This is a genomic window from Streptomyces monashensis, from assembly GCF_001866665.1.
GTDB lineage: Bacteria > Actinomycetota > Actinomycetes > Streptomycetales > Streptomycetaceae > Streptomyces > Streptomyces monashensis.
Genome location: NZ_MLYO01000051.1, coordinates 1 through 17,437, shown reverse-complemented (window position 1 = coordinate 17,437; position 17,437 = coordinate 1). Strand labels below are relative to the sequence as shown.

The following is a 17,437-nucleotide window of genomic DNA, read 5'->3' as shown; positions in this document are numbered from 1 at the left end:
TCTGGATGCAACTGGGCGCGTTGTCAACAGCTCTGCGCAGAAGCCTAGTTGGAGACGACAACCAAGGAGCCAGCTTGATCGAGACTTCAGCAGAAGACGTACTTGAACTGTTCTGTACCTCCGTAGCGACGAGGCAGCGGTTTGAGGCTTGGAAGACGGATCCGCGGCGGGTCGAAGTGGTCCCTGTCGTGATGGCGCATCGAACGCGCGTGTTGTACGGCCTTACGGAGAGCGACGTACGCCGGATCTGCCGCGAAACGGAGCATGCCTTAGGGGACGTCAGGCGTCAGGTCGGCGAAAGCGTGCCTGAGATCGTCGATTGGCATCCGAATTTCGCTTTTACGCACACGTTTCATGCGTGCGTGGAGCACATCGGGACCGCTCCAACTTATCAGCAGTTTCGGAAATTCGCGCTCGACGAACAGACGGGTCGGCGCATGTTAGGTGATCCGTCAAGGCGGATAATACGTCGCTTGGTGGAAAGTGGACGCTATTCCGAGCGGCGGGCGCGTGCGGCAATGAGGTGGCGTATTGGTAATGCATACTACGGGTTCTTACGCGAGGTCTATACGCTGGTGCAGCTCAGGAGCCGGGGGATGGACTTACGTGTCCACCCTCTGGCTGATGCCCTGTTCCGGGTTGATGCGTGGGCTGGCCGCCGGGCATTAAGCCTTCGAGTTGGCAATAGTAAGTTCAGGAAAGGCTTGAATGCCGGGCGGAAGACCCGTACCGAGGAGCTGCTCTCTGGTATCTTACCGCCTCTCCATTTCGATTCGATCGAACTCGAGGCTGCAACGAGATTCGGGGAGGTGCATCTGCCGTCGGCAGCGCACCTCGACCGGGCTGCTGCGCGAATTATCGGGCTTAATCGGCCTGGTGCCAGCTCATGAGTCAGCCAGTGAGGCCGACTTCGTCGGTGCTTCGCGCAGGGCAATCCATTCCCCGGACATGAGAGTGATGCCGCGTGCGGCAGCTTCATCTCGCTCCTCCAGCCATGTGCCACACAGAACCGTGAGTCCTTTCTGTGCCGCTGCCTCCCGGAAGCTGCCGAGCACGCCGCATGGGGTCCTGCCTACCTGCACCCACAATCAGGAACACATTCCTCGGAATGATGTGACCCTCGAGATATTCGAACATCTTCAGCATCCGCTTGACTTGGCCAGGTCTCTTGGCGAGAACCTGTGCCGCCTGTTCCTCTGTCAAGTAGCGCAACGGATTGACCGGTAGCTCTGTCCAGTCGTAGAGGGGAAAGCTCCAATTGTCTCGCGCATGTACTGCGAGGCCGCGCTTCTGATCCTTATTGCCTTTGCCACGGTAGAGCCATGAGTGATGGGCTCGAATGAGCCATGATTTGTGTCGATTTTTCTTGAGCTGTATCTGAGTGCAAATACAGAGCCTGCAATGAGCCTCGGTCGGGATTGACCAGTTGGCGCCGACGGTTGCCTTGATATCCACTGGGATGCCAGTGATATGTGTATCGAGCGGCTTAGTCTTGGGCAGCTTGAAGGTTCTCAGAATCTCGTATTCGAGTTTTGCCCCCACTGAAGCACGTTCACCCGGGTGCACCTCGGGGGAGAGAAGGTCAAACCTTCCCGTCCTTCCGCCATCGAGGACGTAATCAATCGAATTTCGGATGGCGTCAGTATAAGACTCGGCTATCGGGTGTTCAGCGAGCCAGGCCGCAACGGACTGCAGTTCGTGGTCGTCTTCTGGAGCGAGTAGCGGATGTTCTCCGTCATCGCTGTTGGTGCAGATCTCGCCCAGATGCGGCAGGGTCAGCCGTGTCACGCGCCACTCTCACGTTTGCTTGGCTCAGCCGAGTTAGAAGATGCTCATCTCATCCCAGCGAATGATCGTGGTCAAGTCGATGGCAGAGGTCGCATCTTGACGCCACCTGCCGACCGTGTCGGGCGATAAGGGCGACCGGAGTTCTGGTCGGCTTCCTCCCCTGCGGGGCTTCGCCCCAGGGCGCATCGGTGGAATGGTTGCTCGTCGGCGTATCTCGAGTCTGTTCTCGCCAATGTACCGAACACCAGTTGGGAACAAGCCAGTTAGGGCAGTTGGGTACGCCCGCTCCTCGGGATCGTTGTGCTTCCGCAGCTGGGCCTCAAGGGCGCTTCCGCTCCGCTCTCGCGTCGGCTGGTGCCGATGGCTCTTCGAGCCACCCTTGACCCCGGGCCGCTCCAGCACGGGGGAGAAGCGAGCGGGCGGCCCGGGGGAGCGGGTGGGGAGGTGGGTGGCGGGTCGGTCGGCTTGATGGGGCAACGGTGGCGGGCGGGTGATCCTGTGGCCCCCCGGTTTGTCGTTGCGGTTCTACGTTCTACGCTCCGTGGCAGGCGCCGTAGCCCTCCGCGGAGCCGCACCAGCACTCGGCGCCCCTCTCCGGTGGCCAAACCTCCGCCCTTCCCCTCGCCGCCAGCGTCGTCGCGTACTGCGGCAGCAGGGTCACGTCGTCCGGGGAGGAGCCCTCCGAGGCTGCGAAGGCCTCGTACGACGGGACCGTGCCCGTCACGATGCCCAGGTTCGCCGTGCCCGAAGACGACAGCTCGCGCAACGACGACTCTATGGTCGACAGGTGTTCGTCGCGGGACGGGTACTCCGAGGACAAGGCCGGGTATGCCGACACGAGTTCCGACAGTTCCGTGGCCGGCCAGTGCAGGACCGCCACCGGGAAGGGGCGGGAGAGGGCCTCGCGGTAGGCGCCCAGTTCGGCTTGGAGGCGGGAGATCTCGGCGGCCAGTTCGGCGGGGTTGTCCGAGCCGAGGGACCAGACGCGTTTGGGGTCGTGGAGTTCGTCCAGGGGGACGGGGGCCGAGTGGAGGGTGTCCGCCAGGGTGTCCCAGTCGTCGTGCGGCAGGCCCAGCATGCGGCGGACGCGGTGGCGGCCGTAGAGGAGGGGGTGGGTGGGGGCAGGGGGTTCCGTGCCCTCCGGAAGGAGCAGGCGGGCGGCTTCCGTGAGGGTTTGCTCCGCCGACTCCAGTTCGTCGTGGGACTCCAGGGACTCCGCCGCGATCAGCCAGGGGGCGGGGTCGCGGGGAGCGGCGAGGCGGATGCCCTCGATGATCGCCCTGGCCTCGGCCTCGTGGCCGTACTCCCAGAGGTTCGAGGCCTTCAGGGCCCGGATCAGGGGAGGGTTGTCCAGGTCGGCGGTGGTCGACAGCAGGCGGTCGTAGAGCGTGGTCGCGGCGGGGCGGTCGCCGGACAGCTCCAGGTGGGCCGCGGCGCGCAGGAGCAGGGCTTCGGCGTCCTCGGGGTACAGGCCGGCGGTCCGCTCCAGGCGTGCCGCTTCCGCGGTGTGGTCGACGTTCTCGGCAGGCGAGGCAGGCGTGTCGGGGCGCATGGGGGACACCGTACTGCCGCGCGGTGACAAAAGTGAGGCGTGGAGGGGGCGCGGGGGAGGGGCCGCGGGCCTTCGTCTATCTTCGTGTGAGCTCGGGTGTGGGCATCCAGTGGGGGCTGTGTGAAGAGCGTCGGTGGGGTTGGGCTGACAGAGGCCGGGACCGGGACCGAGAGCGAGGCCGACGGCGGTCGGCAGGGGGCGGCGTTGCCGCCGTACTGGCCCCTGCTGCTCGTCGCGGCCGCCGTCGTGCCCGGTGTCCTGCTGTTCGTCGTCGGGCGGTGGGGGGACGCGCCGGCGGTGCAGGCCTGGCGGACGGTCTGCCTGGCCGTGACCGTGCAGGCCACGCCGTTTCTGCTGCTCGGGACCGCGCTGTCCGGGGCGATCAACGCCTTCGTGCCGGAGCGGGTCTTCCAGCGCGTCCTGCCCCGGCGGGCCGCGCTCGCCGTGCCCGTGGCCGGGGTCGCGGGGGTGGTGCTGCCGGGGTGCGAGTGCGCCTCGGTGCCCGTCGCCGGCAGTCTCATCGGGCGAGGGGTTCCGCCGGCCGCGGCGTTCGCGTTCCTGCTGTCCGCGCCCGCCATCAATCCCGTCGTACTGACCGCCACCGCGATCGCCTTCCCGGGGCAGCCCGCCATGGTGCTGGCCCGGCTGCTCGCCTCGCTCGTCACCGCCGTCGTCATGGGCTGGCTGTGGCTGCGGTTCGGGAAGGCGGAGTGGTTGCGGCCCGTCGTGCGGGAGCAGCACGGCGGGCACCGGGACGGGCGCAGCCGGTGGGACGAGTTCCGGCGCGGGTTCCAGCACGACTTCCTGCACGCGGGAGGTTTTCTCGTGCTCGGGGCCATGGCGGCGGCCACGTTCAACGTCGCCGTGCCGCGCTCCGTGCTCGACACCTTCGCCGGGTCGCCCTGGCTGTCGGTGCTGTTCCTGGCGGGTCTGGCGGTGCTGCTCGCGGTGTGTTCCGAGGCCGACGCCTTTCTCGCGGCCTCTCTCACCGCCTTCCCGGCGGTGGCGCGGCTCGTGTTCATGGTCGTCGGGCCGATGGTGGACCTGAAGCTCATCGCGCTCCAGGCGGGGACCTTCGGGCGGGCCTTCGCCGTACGGTTCTCGGCCGCCACCGTCGTCGTCGCCGTCGCGTGCAGCGCGCTGGTCGGGGGAGTACTGCTGTGAAGGGGAGTACCGCTGTGAAGAGGTCGCTGCGGGCGGTGCTGCTCGCGCTCTGCGGGCTCGGGCTGCTGCACATCTCCCTCTTCAGCGACCTCTGCCTGCGGTACGTCAAGGAGAGCATGCGGCCCCTGCTCATCGCCTCCGGCGTCGTCCTCGTGCTGCTGGGCGTCGCCGGTGCCCTGCTCGACCGTCCCGGCGGAGGCGAGCCGGCCGGCCGTGACCACGACAGCCATGACCAGGACAGTCACGACCACGACAGCCACGGGCACGATCACTCCGGTCTGCCCCGCGTCGCCTGGCTGCTGCTCCTGCCCGCGCTCAGTCTGCTCTTCTACGCCCCGCCCGCCCTCGGCGCCTACACCGCCTCCCGGCAGCCGGCCAAGCCGGTCGCCGAGCGGCAGGCCTTCGATCCGCTGCCGGCCGGTTCGCCCGTGCCCATGACCCTGTCCGACTTCACCGGCCGGGTGCAGCAGGACCCGGCGCGGGACATCAAGGGGCGGACGATCCTCATGACCGGGATCGTCACGCCCCACGGGGGAGGCAGCTGGGATCTGACGCGGATCATCATCAACTGCTGTGCCGCGGACGCCCAGTCGGTGAAGGTGCGGATCTACGGCGGTGACGTGCCGCCCGCCGGTGCCTGGGTGTCGGTCACCGGGATCTGGCACCCGGGCGGGCGGCTGGGCACCAGGTCCGCGCCGGTCGCGCTGGACGCCCTCACGGTGAAGAAGGTGCCCCGGCCGCTCAACGGCTACCAGGACGCTCTTCCGCTGCCTTCCGCCGTCACACGCTGACTCCGTCCACCTCGAGCGTCTGGACGGACTTCGCGGCGAAGGGGACGGCCACGGCCTTGCCGGACAGGTAGGTGTCCGAGTGGGCCGTGTAGAGGTCCGAGCCGCCCGTCGTCACCGTGTTCCAGCGGGGCACCAGGCCGCCCGGGCCGCCCGTCACCGCGGAGAACCCGGAGAGGTCGAAGGTGAGGGTCGTGGCGGAGGCGGACGTGTTCGCGGCCACGATCACCAGGCGTTTCGCCGACGTGTCCAGGGCCGCCACCGCGTAGCTCACGCCCGTGTCGAGGATCGTCATGCCCGGCCGGATGTGCCGGGTGAACTGGGCCAGCGTGTAGTACTTCGTCTGCACCGCGCCGGGCTGGAGGGTGGCGGCGTCGTAGGCGATCGTCGCCCAGCCCGAGCTGGGGTCCATCACCTGCCAGTACACCCAGGCCGTGGGGTGCAGCCAGCGGAAGTCGTAGAGGAGGTTGCTCGCCAGGGTCAGGCCCGTCGAGTCGCTGTCCCCGGTCTCCGAGTTCCACAGGGCCTTGCCGGACGTCGTCACCACGTCCGAGTAGAGCAGGTCGCGGCGGCCGCCCGAGCCCTGGTAGCCGTGGACGTTGACCCGGTCCACGTAGCCCTTGGTCGTGGCGGAGAAGGAGTCCCAGGTGGTGCGGGCCAGGTCGTAGGTGTTCTCGTCCGATGCCGAGATCCTCGTCGACGTGAGGCCGCGCTTGTCCAACTCGCTGCGGACATACGGCAGTACGGCGGCCTGGACGGTCGCGTCCATGTGGCAGCCCTCCTGGGTGCCGGTCGCGGTCCACCAGGAGGACGAGGGCTCGTTGAAGGCCTCGACCGTGGAGAAGGTCACGCCCCAGTTCTGCTTCGCGTACAGGGCCACGGCGGCCAGGTGGGAGGCGTGCTGGCGGTAGTTCCAGGACTGGAGGTTGTCGCCGCCGCCGGAGGCGCCCGAGGGGTTGTGGTTCAGGCACATCCACCACATCGGGGAGTTGGCGAACAGCTCGGTGGTCGCGCCGCGTTGGACCGCCTTCACCAGCATCGCGCGCTGGGTGGCGTCCGCGGTCCACTTGAAGGAGGACGAGGCCGGGTCCTCGCTCGTCCAGTCCTGCCAGTACCCCTCGATCTGCTTGAACCTGGGGATGTTCGCGGAGGCGACCATCGACTCGCCGCCGACGCTGTTCCAGCTGCACGCGCCCAGGTTGTAGCGGGCGATGTTCAGGCCGAGGCCGGGGAGCGACGTGCCGTTGTACGTCGTCGACTTCGTCGTGAAGAAGATGTCCGCGAAGTCGTCCCGTGTGCCGAAGACGTTCGCCCACCAGGCCAGGGACGTGCCCCAGCCCTCCCACGTGCCGTAGGCTGCGGACGGGTCGACCGGTATCGTCGCGTCCGCGCGCGCGGTGCCCGTCGCGAGGGCGCTGCCCAGGATGCCGCCGCCCGCCGCGGCCAACAGTGTTCTGCGTCGGATCATGGCTTCTCCGCCTCTTCAGTTCCCCGTTGCGGCTTCCGGCAGCAGGAAGCATCGGGGGTGGCGGGTGGGGCTGTCGAGAGTTCTGACAATGCTTTCTCAAACCAGTTGATGAAGGGTTCGGCATCCCGAACCCCTTGCGGCTATGGCCAGTTGTGCCCGCCGCGCCTATCGTGCGGGCGGCTCCCGGGGAGGTGGTGCGGATGCTCGCGGCAACCGGTGTGCGGGTCGTGGTCCACGGCGACCGGCGCCGACGTGCCCGGCGCCGGCGGCTGTTGTGGGGCGGGGGCGAGGCGCTCGTCACCGTCGGGGTGCTGCTCGCGCTGCTGGTCGTGCACCAGCTGTGGTGGACCAACCGGGAGGCGCGGCGCGGGGCCGAGCGGCAGGTGCAGGCGCTGGAGCGGGAGTGGGGGAGCGGCGACGGCCGGAGTGCCGACCCGGGTTCCGGTCCCGGTCCCGCGTCGCCCGGCCCTTCCGGTACGACGGGGCGGGCACCCGCGCCGCGGTCGTCGTCCGTCCCCGTCCCCGTCGCCGCCCCGCCCCGGCGCTCCCAGGCGTACGCCGTCCTCGACATCCCCCGGCTCGGGCTGCGCGTCCCCGTCGCCGAGGGCGTGAGCAAGGCCGACGTCCTCGACAAGGGGTACGTCGGCCACTACCGCGGCACCGGGCAGCCGGGCCGGGCGGGGAACTTCGCGCTCGCCGGGCACCGCAACACGCACGGCGAGCCCTTCCGGTATCTGCCCCGGCTGCGGCGCGGGGACGACATCGAGGTGGAGACGCGGACGGCGACGTACACCTACGACGTCGACCAGGTGCTGCCGCAGACCTCGGCGACCGACTCGGGGGTGATCCGGCCCGTCCCGCGCTCCCTCGACCGGCCGTCCTACGGCTACGACAGCCCCGGGTACTACATCACCCTGACCACCTGCACCCCCGAGTTCACCTCCCGCTACCGGATGGCGGTGTGGGGGAAGCTGGTGTCCGTGCGGCCGAGGTGAGCGTGCCGGGGCCGCCGTCGGTTCAGGACCGCTCCCGCGGCGCCAGCACGCTCACCACGCCCACCGCCGCCAGTCCCGCCGACACCAGCAGGGCGATGTCCGCGCCGTGGGCGAGGCTGCCGGAGGAGGTGGCGAGAGCGATGGTCAGGGCGACGCCGGCGCTGGAGCCGACGTAGCGGAAGGTCTGCTGGGCGCCGGAGCCCATCGCGGCCCGCTCGCGCGGGACCGACTCGACGGCCAGCAGCGGCAGACCGCCGTTGAGCAGGCCGCTGCCCACGCCGCCGATGACCAGGCCGGGCAGCAGCCGGACCCAGGAGCCCGAGCCGACGGCGCCGAGCATGGTCAGGACGCCGACGGCGTGCAGGGCGAAGCCGACGGCGAGCTGGACGCGCGGGGTGACGCGGCCGGCCAGGCGCTTGACCTGGAGGGCGACCGTGAAGCTCAGCCCGGACCAGAGCAGCAGCAGCCAGGCCGTGTCCATGGGGGACAGGCGCAGTGTCTGCTGGATCAGGGCGGGCAGGAAGCTGAAGGGCGCGATCACGGCGAGGCCGGTGAACAGGCCGCCGCCGGCCGAGGCGAGGAAGGGGGCGTGGCGCAGCAGGCCGAGGTCGATCATCGGGGTCGCGACCCGGCGTTCGACCGCGACGAAGAGCGCCATCAGGACCACGGCGGCCGCGAGGAGGAGGCCGACGGGCGCGCGCAGCCAGCCGTCCCGGCCGAGGGTCAGGGCGGCGACCAGGGACACCAGGGCGAGGCCGAAGGCCAGGGCGCCCGGGATGTCGGGGCGGCCGCCGCGCGGGGCGCGGGACTCGGCGAGGACGCGGGTGCCGAGCGCGGCGACCACGAGGGCGGTGGCGCCCAGGACGCCGTACGCCACGCGCCAGTTCGGCAGCGCGCCCGCGATCAGCGGCCCGGCCGCGATGCCGCCGCTGACGAAGGCGCCCCAGACGGCGGTCGCGTGCAGTCGGCCGCGCGGGGAGGGGTGGGCCGCCACGATCAGGCCGAGGCTGCTCGCGAGGAGCGCGGCGCTGGCCGCGCCCTGGGCGATGCGGGCGAGGGTGAACTGCCAGGTGGACGTGGCGAAGGCGCCGAGGACGGTGGTGAGGCCGAGGGCCAGGGTGCCGCTGAGGAAGAGCCGGCGGCGGCCGTAGTCGTCGGCGAGGCTGCCGGCCACCAGCAGGAGCGCGGCGAGGCCGAGCGGGGTGCCGTTCAGCAGCCAGGCCTGGCCGGACAGGGCGGTGTGCAGGGCGCGCGCCGTGTCCGGGAGCGTGACCATCGGGGCCGTGTACGTCATCAGCGCCACGGCGGTGGCCGCGCTGGTCAGGGCGAGGGTGGCCCGGGGGCGGGCGCCGGGGGCGTCCCGGGCGGATGCGGCGGTCGCGGCGCCGACGGGGGTGGCGGTGGCGGAGTCGAGCCCGGTCATGGCGTTTCCTTACGGTTCAGTCAATGAACTGACCTGACTCCGTCACCGTAGCACGTGCAGTTCATTCATTGAACCTATGTGGGGAACGTGGTTACAGTGGGCGGCATGGCACTGGGCAAGGACTACGCGACACAGCAGTGCTCGATCGCTCGCGCGCTCGAGATCGTCGGCGAGCGCTGGACACTGCTCGTCGTCCGGGACGCGCTGTACGGCGTGCGGCGCTACAACGACTTCCTCGTCCACCTCGGCATCCCGCGCGCCGTCCTGGCCGCGCGGCTCCAGACGCTGACCGCCGAGGGCATCCTCGAAAAACGCCGATACCAGCAGTCGCCGCCGCGCGACGAGTACGTCCTCACCGACCGCGGCATCGCGCTGTGGCCCACCCTGCGCGCCCTCGGCCTGTGGGGGCGCGAGCACTACACCGACGCCCGGCTGCGCTCCTTCCGGCACGCGGACTGCGGCACCGAACTCGGGGCGTACGGCGAGTGCCCCGCGTGCGGGGGCGTCGTACCGGTGGGGGACGTGGTCATGTGGCCCGGACCGGGCCTCGACCGGGACCCGGCCGACCCGGTGAGCCGGGTCCTGCTGAAGCCGAAGCGACTGCTGGAGCCGCTGGAGACCGAGTCCGTCTAGGGCAGCTTCAGGGGCCCCGGGCGGCCCCGGGCGGTCCTAGGCGATCCGCCGGATCAGGTCGATGGCGGTGCGGTCGGTGTCGTCCGAGTCGGCGTTCAGCCGGTGGACGACCACCCAGCGGCCGTCGTCCGTCGCCCCGGCGAAGAGCGAGGCGTGCCGGGTCGCGCCGTTGTGCCACAGGAGGGCCCCGGACCGCTGCCACGAGGGGGCCGGATCGCCCAGCCGGCGCTCGATCGCCAGCCGGACCAGCAGATCGGCCACCGCGCGCGGCGTGGCCCACAGCCCGCCCGCCGGCAGGATCGGCCCGTCCATCGTCCAGGGCCGACGGGCCCGGCCGAACAGCCCCGGGGCGAGCAGCCGCCGGTCCGCGTCCGGACGCGCGCCGACCTCGTGGACGTCCAGCGGGCGCAGGACGTGCTCGGCGAGCAGCTCCTCGTACGGCACACCGGCCGCCGCGACCAGCGCGGCGCCCAGGACCGCGTACCCGAAGTTGGAGTACTCCTCCTGCTGCCCCGGCGGCCGGACCGCGACCTCGTCGAGCCGGCCGAGCGCCCGGGTGAGCGCGGACTCGTCGAAGGCGGCGTAGGGGTCGGCGAGCCGGTGGACGGGGATCGGCTCGGGCGGGAGGCGGGGCAGGCCGGAGGTGTGGGTGGCGAGGTTGCGCAGCGTGATGCCCGTGCCGGGCGTGGCGGGGAGGTGGCACTCGACGGGGTCGTCCGGGTCGAGCAGACCCGCGGCGGCCATGCGCGTCAGGGCCGTGCCGGTGAGCACCTTGGTGAAGGAGCCGATCTCGACGAAGCGGTCCGCCGCGTGGCCGTCGGCGACCCGCGCGGCCGGTGCGTCGCTCGTCAGGACGCAGGTCGGGATGCGTGGCACGGGGACTCCCCTCGGGTTCGGGCTTCGGACACGAGCGCCCTCTCAGGTATAAAGGGCGAACAGACGTGGGAAGTTGCCTACGTCGGCAAGTGCTCACGGGGAGGGACGGGATGAGGCGGGGTTTCGTGTCGGCGCGTTCGTCGCGCGCGGTCGCCTCGCTGCTGCTCGTCCTGCTGCCGGTCCTGCTGCTCGACACGGGCAACCTCTCCGCGACCGTGGCGCTGGCCGCGACCGCCGCCGCCGGTTCCGCGTTCTCCGTCTGCCTCCTGCTCTCGGCGCGCAGCGCGCCGGCCGTTCCGCCCACGCGCGTGCGTACGGCGATCCGGGACAGGGACCGGCGTACGGCCTTCCTGCCCCAGCGTGATCCCGACGCGCCCGGCCGGCGACGGCCCAGGGCACCCGGACGCGCCCTCCCGGCGACCGCCGCGTAGGGCACGCACCCCTTCCCTTTCCCGTACGCGTGACCCCGCGCGGGTCGTCATGCCGCTCTGTTCCGTTCCGGCCCTGCCCGGACATCCGGCACGACGAGACCCCCGGAGGGCTCACCCATGTCCGTTCTCACTGTCTTCGCCCGCCTGGTCGAGGACCTCGCCGACCTGCTCACCCCGCTGTTCCACGCCTCCGCGGCCGCCGCCGCGATCGTCCTGTTCACCGCGCTCGTACGACTCCTCGTCCACCCGCTGTCCCGCGCCGCCGCCCGTGGCCAGCGGGCCCGGGCCGCGCTGCAGCCGAGGATCGCCGAGCTGCGCACGAAGCACGCCGAGGATCCGCAGCGGCTCCAGAAGGCGGTGCTGGAGCTGCACGCCGAGGAAAAGGTCTCGCCGCTGTCCGGCTGCCTGCCGAGCCTCCTCCAGCTGCCCGCGTTCTTCCTGCTCTACCACCTCTTCTCCAGCTCCACGATCGGCGGCGCGGCGGGCGGCCTGCTCGGACACGAGCTGTTCGCGGCGCCGCTCGGCGGGCGCTGGGCCGACGCGCTCGCCGACGGCGGCCCGTTCGGGCCGGCCGGGCTCGTCTACGCCGCTCTCTTCGCGCTCGTCGCGGCCGTCGCCGCCTTCAACTACCGGCGCACCAAGCGCATGATGGCGAACAACCCGGTCGCCGTGGCGGGTACGGGCGGCGACGGCGGGCAGGGCGGGCAGGTGCCCGGGCTCGGCGCGCTCAACAAGGTCATGCCGTTCATGTCGTTCTTCACTCTCGTCACCGTGGCCGTCGTCCCGCTCGCGGCCGCGCTGTACGTCGTCACGAGCACGACCTGGAGCGCCGTGGAGCGGGCCGCCCTTTATCAGTGAGAGGCCCGGTTACGGTCCAGTACGTGAACAGGGTCTTGCGGAGTGGACCGAGGGATTGGAGGATCAGCCAGTCCTCCGATGGCTGCACCCATCGGCCGGGCGCCCCCGCGATCGAGGGAGATTGTGACCATGAAGCTGCTGCGAGTCGGCACGGCAGGGGCGGAGCGGCCCGCGCTGCTCGACGCCGAGGGAACCCTCCGGGACCTGTCGGGGATCGTCGACGACATCGACGGCGCGCTCCTCGCCGACGAGGCCGCGCTCGGCCGGGTACGGGCCGCCGCCTCCGGTGAGCTGCCCGCGCTCGACGCGGCGGGGCTCAGGACCGGGCCGCCGCTCGCCCGGATCGGCAAGATCGTGTGCATCGGCCTCAACTACCACGACCACGCCCGGGAGACCGGCGCCGAGCCGCCCGCCGAGCCGGTGGTGTTCCTCAAGGCCCCGGACACCGCCGTCGGGCCGCACGACACCGTGCTCGTCCCGCGCGGCTCCGTGAAGACCGACTGGGAGGTGGAGCTGGCCGTCGTCATCGGGCGTACGGCCCGCTACCTGGAGTCGGCCGAGGACGGCCTCGCGCATGTCGCGGGGTACGCGGTGGCGCACGACGTCTCCGAGCGGGAGTTCCAGATCGAGCGCGGCGGGACCTGGGACAAGGGCAAGAACTGCGAGACGTTCAACCCGCTCGGGCCGTGGCTGGTGACAGCCGACGAGGTGCCGGACCCGCAGGCGCTGTCCCTGCGGCTGTGGGTCAACGGGGAGCTGAAGCAGGACGGGACGACGGCCGAGCAGATCTTTCCCGTGGGGGAGGTCGTGCGGTACGTCAGCCACTTCATGACGCTGTACCCCGGGGACGTCATCAACACGGGGACGCCGGCGGGGGTGGCGATGGGGCAGCCGGAGCCGAAGCCGTATCTGCGGGGCGGGGATGTGGTCGAGCTGGAGATCACGGGGCTCGGTCGGCAGCGGCAGGAGTTCAAAGACGCGTAGACGCTCCGCCGGGGTGCCGGGGAACTGCGGTCGCTTGGCGGCTGCGGGCCCGTTGTGGCTGGTCGCGCAGTTCCCCGCGCCCCTTTGGGGCGCTCTCCTCACCTCAGTAGATAGGCGAGGCGGCGCCATTCCTCCCTCGGGAGCTTCTCCCGCGGGCCTCCGGTCACCACCTGGAGGGCCACGTGGTCCGCGCCCGCCTGGCGGAAGGTGTCGATGCGGTCGCGGACGGCGGCCTCGTCGCCCCAGGCGAAGACCGCGTCGACCAGGCGGTCGCTGCCGCCGCCGGTCACGTCGTCCTCGGTGAAGCCGAGGCGCAGGAAGTTGTTCGTGTAGTTCGGCAGGGCGAGGTACATCGCGAGCGTCTCGCGCGCGATGGCGCGGGCCCGGGCCGGGTCGGGCTCCAGGACGACCTTCAGCTCGGGGGCGAGCAGCGGTCCCTCGCCGAGGATCTCGCGGGCCTGGGCGGTGTGTTCGGCGGTGACCAGGTAGGGCACCGCGCCCGCCGCCCGGTCCCGGGACAGCTCCAGGGTCCGGGGGCCGAGGGCCGCGAGGACCCGGCGGTCGGCGGGGACGCCCGCCGCGTCCAGGGCGTCGAGGTAGGCGACCAGTGCGGAGTAGGGGCGGCGGTACTGCTCGGCGAGCTTGGCGTGGCTCACCCCGAGGCCGAGCACGAAGCGGCCGGGGTGGTCCGCGTCCACCTGGGCGAAGGCCGCGGCGCTGGTCTCGGCGTCGTAGTCCCAGATGCTCTGGATGCTGGTGCCGACGGTGAGGGCGCCGGTGGCCTCCAGGAGCGGTACGGCATGCCGGGCCGCGCTGCTGCCGCCCAGCCATACGGCGCGGAAGCCGATCTCCTCCAACTCGGCCGCCGCCTCCGCCAGTTCGCCGCGCCGGGAGGGTTCCTCCGCGCGCAGGGCGAAGCTCCAGACGCCGTAGCGGCCGATCCTGTCCTTCAAGCCGTTCGAGGTGCTCGTGCTGCTCATGGGGGCGATCCCTCCGGGCGGGTCGTGATCATCACGTCTACAGCTCTTCCCAACCGGCGGGATCCCCCCACGGATTCCCGGCGGGTGTCACACCTTCAGGAACCGCTCCAGGGCCTCGACGACGAGCAGGTGGTCCTGGAGCTGGGGCAGGCCCGAGACCGTCACGGCGCCGACGACGCCGACGTTCTCCACGCGGACCGGGAACGAGCCGCCGTGGGCCGCGTAGGTGTCGGGGTCCAGGCGGGAGGAGTCCTCGAAGGTCGTGCCCTTGGCGCGGAAGCGGGAGCCGACCAGGTAGGAGGAGGCGCCGTAGCGCTCGACCACCCGGCGCTTGCGGGCGATCCAGGCGTCGTTGTCCGGGGTGGCGCCGGGCCGGGCGGCATGGAAGAGCTGCTGGCCGGCGCGGTGGATGTCGATCGCGACCGGAGCCGATCGCTCCCGGGCCACTTCGACCAGGAGCGAGCCGAGGGCCCAGGCGTCGTCGTACGTGAACTGCCGGAAGACCAGGCGGCGTTCCTGCGCCTCCAGCTCCTCGACGGACGGGGCCGGCTCGGGGGTGGGGCGGGGAGTGGGCTGGGTCATCAGAGGGTCACCGTCGTCCTGTCGCGGGCGGAGCGGCGGGCCGCTTCGAGTACGTCGAGGGCGGCGGCCGCCTCCAGGGCGGTCACGGGGCCCGGCGCGCCGTCGCGCAGGGCGTCGGCGACGGCCGCGTAGTAGGCGGGGTAGTCGCCCGGCAGGGTCGGTACGGGGGTGCCGCCGTCGGTCAGCGGGGACTCCCCGGCGCCGATGCGGCCCCACAGGGCCTCGGGCTCGGCGCCCCACTCGGGGCCGGGGCGCAGCCCCTCGCGCAGGGCCGCCTCCTGCGGGTCCAGGCCGTACTTCACATAGCCCGCCCGCGAGCCCAGCACCCGGAAGCGCGGGCCGAGTTGGGCCGTGGTCGCGGAGACGTGGAGGTGGGAGCGGACGCCGCTCGCATGGGTCACGGCGATGAAGGTGTCGTCGTCGGTCTCGGCGCCCGGACGGCGGACGTCCGTCTCGGCGTACACCTCGGTGGCCGGGCCGAAGAGGACCAGGGCCTGGTCGACGAGGTGGCTGCCGAGGTCGTAGAGCAGACCTCCGATCTCTGCCGGGTCGCCGGACTCGCGCCAGCCGCCCTTGGGCTGCGGGCGCCAGCGCTCGAAGCGGGACTCGAAGCGCCACACGTCGCCGAGCGCGCCGTCCGCGAGCAGCCGGCGCACGGTCAGGAAGTCGTTGTCCCAGCGGCGGTTCTGGAAGACCGACAGGAGCAGGCCGCGCTCCTCGGCGAGGGCGGCGAGGTCACGGGCCTCGGCGGCGGTGCCGGCGACCGGCTTGTCGACCACGACCGGCAGGCCCGCCTTCAGGGCGGTGGTGGCGAGCGGGACGTGCGTCCTGTTCGGGGACGCGATGACGATCAGGTCCAGCTCGTCGGCGCGGTCGAACAGCTCCCAGGGTGTGGCGGCCGTGCGGACGTCCGGGAACTCGGCGCGGGCCTGCTCCTGCCGCTCGGGGTTCGAGGTGACCACGGTGTCCAGGGTGAGGCCCTCGGCCTGGGCGATCAGCGGGGCGTGGAAGACGGAGCCGGCGAGGCCGTAGCCGATCAGGCCGACGCGGAGAGGGGTGGCAGCAGCACTCATGCGACCTACTTTCGCAACGCTGTTGCCAAAGTGCAAGCGGCGGGCAGAATGGGTGGCGTGAACAGGACGAGGGCGCAGAGCGGAGTGTCGGTGAGCACGGGTGGCCGGGCGGGGGCGAACCTCGGTGCGGTGCGCAGCCACAACGCCGCGCTGGTGCTCGGACTGCTGCGGGACGCCGGCGCGGAGGGCATCAGCCGGCTCGAACTGGCCGAGCGTACCGGGCTGACCCCGCAGGCCGTCAGCAAGATCACCGCGCGGCTGCGGGAGCAGGGGTTCGCGGCACAGGCCGGGCGCCGGGCGTCCACCGGGGGCAAGCCGCGCACGGTGCTGCGGCTGGTGCCGGAGGCGGGGCACGCGGTCGGGGTGCACCTGGACCGTGACGAACTGCGGGCCGTGCTCGTCGACCTGGACGGCGCCGTGGTGGCGCAGCGGCGCGCGGAGCTGGACCTGGGGGCCGGGGCGACGACCGTGCTCGGAGTGCTCGCCCGGGCGGTGGAGGAACTGGTGGGCCAGGCCCTGGGCCTCGGGGACGACGGCGCACTCGCCGGTGCCGCCACGCTGCTCGGGGTGGGGGTGGCGTTGCCGGGGCCGCTCGACCACGTGCGCGGAGTGCTGCACCGGGTCACGGGATTTCCCGAGTGGGACGGCTTCGCGCTGCGGGACGTGCTGCAGGCGCGGCTCGGGGTGGCGGTGGTGGTCGACAAGGACACGAACGCGGCCGCGCTGGGGCTCTCGGTGCGGGGCGAGGGCGGCTCCGGATCCTTCGCGTACCTGCATCTCGGCACCGGGCTCGGGGCCGGGCTGGTGATCGGCGGGAGCGTGCACCGGGGGGCGCGGACCGGGGCGGGGGAGTTCGGGCACCAGGTGATCCAGCTGGACGGTCCGCTGTGCGAGTGCGGGAACCGGGGGTGCGTGGAGGTGCTGTGCCTCGGGGCCGTGGGGCGCGGGGAGCCGGCGGAGGCGGCGCGGGTGCTGGGGGTGGCGGCGGCGAATCTGGTGGGGCTGCTGGACATCGACGCGGTGCTGCTCGGAGGGCGGACCGTGGCCGGGGCGCCGCAGGTGTACGTGCGGGGCGTCGGTGACGTACTGGCGGCGCGGGCCCGGCGGGAGGGGATGCCGGGCGGGGCGGTGCCGGTCCGGGTCGCGCAGGGAGGCGAGGGCCTCGTCGCCGAGGGGGCCGCGCAGTTGCTGCTGGGGCGGTTGTTCGGGCGCGGGGACGCGTGACGGTGCCGTGCGCCGCGGCCGGGTTGCGAGGGCGGCCGGTCGTCCCACCATGGAACCGACCGCATCAATCGACTCAATGGGTGACCCGAGTCCCGACGGCCTCACCGGTCACCGCAGTGAGGAGTGACCATGCGCCGCTCTCGTATCGCCGGTACGGCCCTCGTCGGTGTCGGCCTCGTGGCCTTCGGCGGGGCCGCCTTCGCCGCAGGTCCGGTCGGCACGGTCAGCCCCGCGAAGGTGAAGGCGGGGCAGAGCGTCCATCTCACGCTGGCCGGGTGCAGCAAGCCGCGTGAGGGCGGCCGTGCCGAGGGGCCGTCCGTCGAGACCATCGACCTCACGCTCAAGGTGACCGGCACCCTGGTCGGAACCGCCCGGATCGACCCGGGCACGCGGCCGGGCGTGGCCCACATCCACCTGGCCTGCGCCTCGGACCCGGACGCCGTGGCCACGGTGGACGTCACCGTCGTCGACTGACCCCGGCACGGCTCCCCGCGCGCTCCCGGGAACCCGGCCCGACCATGGATTCATGCGACTGCGCCCGTCCCCGGCACCAGCGCCGGTCCCGGCCCCGGTGGTGACCCCGCCCCCGGTCCCGCCCCTGGCTCCGCCCCCGCCTCC

General features: G+C 71.9%; 18 protein-coding genes. 10 read left to right on the top strand and 8 right to left on the bottom strand.

The window, feature by feature from the left end; translation table 11 throughout:
- Nucleotides 1-74: 74 nt before the first annotated feature.
- Nucleotides 75-890: a hypothetical protein gene (locus BIV23_RS49735; protein ID WP_143079125.1), complete on the top strand. Its 816-nt coding sequence runs from the start codon at nt 75-77 to the stop codon at nt 888-890.
- Between the two features lie 85 nt (nt 891-975).
- Here the strand turns inward: BIV23_RS49735 and BIV23_RS46960 are convergent, their stop codons facing one another.
- Both BIV23_RS46960 and BIV23_RS28200 read right to left on the bottom strand, forming a co-directional pair.
- Nucleotides 976-1,788 (bottom strand): NaeI family type II restriction endonuclease, encoded by an 813-nt coding sequence (locus BIV23_RS46960; RefSeq protein ID WP_079173426.1) that lies wholly within the window; start codon nt 1,786-1,788, stop codon nt 976-978.
- A 532-nt stretch (nt 1,789-2,320) separates the two neighbouring features.
- A complete protein-coding gene (locus BIV23_RS28200) occupies nt 2,321-3,340 on the bottom strand; it encodes a hypothetical protein (RefSeq protein WP_071383793.1) in 1,020 nt (339 codons plus the stop codon).
- Nucleotides 3,341-3,484: 144 nt separating this feature from the next.
- Between BIV23_RS28200 and BIV23_RS28195 the strand changes: the two genes are divergently transcribed.
- Both BIV23_RS28195 and BIV23_RS28190 read left to right on the top strand, forming a co-directional pair.
- Nucleotides 3,485-4,504, top strand: a complete 1,020-nt coding sequence (locus BIV23_RS28195) for a permease (protein ID WP_079173436.1) — start codon at nt 3,485-3,487, stop codon at nt 4,502-4,504.
- Between the two features lie 14 nt (nt 4,505-4,518).
- Entirely contained in the window at nt 4,519-5,295 is a 777-nt protein-coding gene (locus BIV23_RS28190) for a TIGR03943 family putative permease subunit (protein WP_071383792.1), read from the top strand.
- Here the strand turns inward: BIV23_RS28190 and BIV23_RS28185 are convergent.
- Nucleotides 5,285-6,760, bottom strand: coding sequence for a glycoside hydrolase (locus BIV23_RS28185; RefSeq protein ID WP_071383791.1), 1,476 nt, complete (start codon nt 6,758-6,760; stop codon nt 5,285-5,287). The genes BIV23_RS28190 and BIV23_RS28185 overlap by 11 nt on opposite strands.
- Nucleotides 6,761-6,960: 200 nt before the next feature.
- Between BIV23_RS28185 and BIV23_RS28180 the strand changes: the two genes are divergently transcribed.
- Nucleotides 6,961-7,755 (top strand): class E sortase, encoded by a 795-nt coding sequence (locus tag BIV23_RS28180; protein ID WP_071383790.1) that lies wholly within the window; start codon nt 6,961-6,963, stop codon nt 7,753-7,755.
- Nucleotides 7,756-7,777: 22 nt separating this feature from the next.
- On the opposite strand, the gene BIV23_RS28175 is transcribed toward BIV23_RS28180, so the two are convergent.
- A complete protein-coding gene (locus BIV23_RS28175; RefSeq protein WP_071383789.1) occupies nt 7,778-9,178 on the bottom strand; it encodes an MFS transporter in 1,401 nt (466 codons plus the stop codon).
- A gap of 105 nt (nt 9,179-9,283) precedes the next feature.
- On the opposite strand from BIV23_RS28175, the gene BIV23_RS28170 reads away from it, so the two are divergent.
- A complete protein-coding gene (locus BIV23_RS28170) occupies nt 9,284-9,811 on the top strand; it encodes a winged helix-turn-helix transcriptional regulator (protein WP_071383895.1) in 528 nt (175 codons plus the stop codon).
- A gap of 36 nt (nt 9,812-9,847) precedes the next feature.
- Here BIV23_RS28170 and BIV23_RS28165 read toward each other — a convergent pair whose 3' ends face one another.
- Nucleotides 9,848-10,687, bottom strand: coding sequence for a serine hydrolase domain-containing protein (locus BIV23_RS28165; protein WP_071383788.1), 840 nt, complete (start codon nt 10,685-10,687; stop codon nt 9,848-9,850).
- Between the two features lie 110 nt (nt 10,688-10,797).
- Here BIV23_RS28165 and BIV23_RS28160 point away from each other — a divergent pair, with 110 nt between their 5' ends.
- From BIV23_RS28160 to BIV23_RS28150, 3 genes are all read left to right on the top strand, one after another.
- The gene (locus BIV23_RS28160; RefSeq protein ID WP_071383787.1) at nt 10,798-11,118 is read left to right on the top strand and encodes a DUF6412 domain-containing protein; all 321 of its coding nucleotides are present in this window, start codon (nt 10,798-10,800) and stop codon (nt 11,116-11,118) included.
- Between the two features lie 117 nt (nt 11,119-11,235).
- Complete coding sequence (locus BIV23_RS28155; protein ID WP_071383786.1) at nt 11,236-11,976, top strand: YidC/Oxa1 family membrane protein insertase; 741 nt, start codon at nt 11,236-11,238, stop codon at nt 11,974-11,976.
- A 129-nt stretch (nt 11,977-12,105) separates the two neighbouring features.
- A complete protein-coding gene (locus BIV23_RS28150) occupies nt 12,106-12,960 on the top strand; it encodes a fumarylacetoacetate hydrolase family protein (protein ID WP_071383785.1) in 855 nt (284 codons plus the stop codon).
- Between the two features lie 98 nt (nt 12,961-13,058).
- On the opposite strand, the gene BIV23_RS28145 is transcribed toward BIV23_RS28150, so the two are convergent.
- The 3 genes from BIV23_RS28145 to BIV23_RS28135 all read right to left on the bottom strand — a co-directional run bounded on the left by BIV23_RS28145 (nt 13,059) and on the right by BIV23_RS28135 (nt 15,595).
- Complete coding sequence (locus BIV23_RS28145; protein ID WP_071383784.1) at nt 13,059-13,940, bottom strand: LLM class F420-dependent oxidoreductase; 882 nt, start codon at nt 13,938-13,940, stop codon at nt 13,059-13,061.
- An 87-nt stretch (nt 13,941-14,027) separates the two neighbouring features.
- Nucleotides 14,028-14,522 carry a heme-degrading domain-containing protein gene (locus BIV23_RS28140; protein ID WP_071383783.1) on the bottom strand — a complete coding sequence of 165 codons (495 nt, stop codon included), beginning with the start codon at nt 14,520-14,522 and terminating at the stop codon, nt 14,028-14,030.
- The gene (locus tag BIV23_RS28135; protein WP_071383782.1) at nt 14,522-15,595 is read right to left on the bottom strand and encodes a Gfo/Idh/MocA family protein; all 1,074 of its coding nucleotides are present in this window, start codon (nt 15,593-15,595) and stop codon (nt 14,522-14,524) included. The genes BIV23_RS28140 and BIV23_RS28135 overlap by 1 nt, the downstream gene beginning before the upstream one ends.
- Before the next feature lie 48 nt (nt 15,596-15,643).
- Between BIV23_RS28135 and BIV23_RS28130 the strand changes: the two genes are divergently transcribed.
- Entirely contained in the window at nt 15,644-16,819 is a 1,176-nt protein-coding gene (locus BIV23_RS28130; RefSeq protein WP_071383781.1) for an ROK family transcriptional regulator, read from the top strand.
- A gap of 129 nt (nt 16,820-16,948) precedes the next feature.
- Nucleotides 16,949-17,293: a hypothetical protein gene (locus BIV23_RS28125; RefSeq protein ID WP_071383780.1), complete on the top strand. Its 345-nt coding sequence runs from the start codon at nt 16,949-16,951 to the stop codon at nt 17,291-17,293.
- The last annotated feature ends 144 nt before the right edge of the window (nt 17,294-17,437 follow it).

Excerpts from the sequence above, each read along its gene's own strand:
- BIV23_RS28200 (WP_071383793.1), bottom strand. The coding sequence starts at position 3,340 with ATGCGCCCCGACACGCCTGCCTCGCCTGCCGAGAACGTCGACCACACC.
- BIV23_RS28185 (WP_071383791.1), bottom strand. The coding sequence starts at position 6,760 with ATGATCCGACGCAGAACACTGTTGGCCGCGGCGGGCGGCGGCATCCTG.
- BIV23_RS28180 (WP_071383790.1), top strand. The coding sequence starts at position 6,961 with ATGCTCGCGGCAACCGGTGTGCGGGTCGTGGTCCACGGCGACCGGCGC.
- BIV23_RS28175 (WP_071383789.1), bottom strand. The coding sequence starts at position 9,178 with ATGACCGGGCTCGACTCCGCCACCGCCACCCCCGTCGGCGCCGCGACC.
- BIV23_RS28170 (WP_071383895.1), top strand. The coding sequence starts at position 9,284 with ATGGCACTGGGCAAGGACTACGCGACACAGCAGTGCTCGATCGCTCGC.
- BIV23_RS28160 (WP_071383787.1), top strand. The coding sequence starts at position 10,798 with ATGAGGCGGGGTTTCGTGTCGGCGCGTTCGTCGCGCGCGGTCGCCTCG.
- BIV23_RS28155 (WP_071383786.1), top strand. The coding sequence starts at position 11,236 with ATGTCCGTTCTCACTGTCTTCGCCCGCCTGGTCGAGGACCTCGCCGAC.
- BIV23_RS28150 (WP_071383785.1), top strand. The coding sequence starts at position 12,106 with ATGAAGCTGCTGCGAGTCGGCACGGCAGGGGCGGAGCGGCCCGCGCTG.
- BIV23_RS28145 (WP_071383784.1), bottom strand. The coding sequence starts at position 13,940 with ATGAGCAGCACGAGCACCTCGAACGGCTTGAAGGACAGGATCGGCCGC.
- BIV23_RS28140 (WP_071383783.1), bottom strand. The coding sequence starts at position 14,522 with ATGACCCAGCCCACTCCCCGCCCCACCCCCGAGCCGGCCCCGTCCGTC.
- BIV23_RS28135 (WP_071383782.1), bottom strand. The coding sequence starts at position 15,595 with ATGAGTGCTGCTGCCACCCCTCTCCGCGTCGGCCTGATCGGCTACGGC.
- BIV23_RS28130 (WP_071383781.1), top strand. The coding sequence starts at position 15,644 with ATGGGTGGCGTGAACAGGACGAGGGCGCAGAGCGGAGTGTCGGTGAGC.
- BIV23_RS28125 (WP_071383780.1), top strand. The coding sequence starts at position 16,949 with ATGCGCCGCTCTCGTATCGCCGGTACGGCCCTCGTCGGTGTCGGCCTC.